Source organism: Ruegeria sp. AP12 (genome assembly GCF_056540025.1).
Genome location: NZ_JBQFVZ010000356.1, coordinates 1 through 503, shown reverse-complemented (window position 1 = coordinate 503; position 503 = coordinate 1). Strand labels below are relative to the sequence as shown.

Genomic DNA, 503 nt, shown 5'->3' with positions numbered 1-503 from the left:
CCCGCAATGGCAGGCGATCTTTCGGCAGATGATGGGCCATGATCTGGTCCGCCCCGACCCCGAACGCCACGGTGCCCTGCGCATGACCGAGGCCGCCAAACCGATCCTGAAGGGTGAGGCGCAGATCAACCTGCGCAAGGATACAATCCGCAAAGCCACTCGTCGTCCGGCAGTCAAGGCGATGGTAGCCGAAGAAGACGCGCCGCTGCTCTCTGCCCTCAAGGCCAAGCGCCGCGCTTTGGCCGAAGCCGCGCGTGTACCTGCCTATGTCATCTTCCCCGACCGCACCCTGATCGAAATGGCCGAGAAACGCCCGCAAGCACTGGACGACATGGCCCGCATCGGAGGGGTCGGTGCCAAGAAGCTTGAACGCTATGGTGACACCTTCCTTGAGGTCATCGCCGGGGCCGTAGAAGCTGTCCACCCCGCCCGCCGCAAGCTGGCCGGGCGCGAGCAGGGCGAGATTTACGACCGCCTGCTTGAGGTGCAGTCACAATTGTCAC

Annotated in this window: 1 protein-coding gene; it reads left to right on the top strand. The window is 64.0% G+C overall.

Annotation, left to right across the window (positions count from 1 at the left end):
• Positions 1–503 (top strand): HRDC domain-containing protein (locus ACR0E6_RS23190; protein WP_480587867.1); only part of this gene is annotated, 503 nt, incomplete at both ends.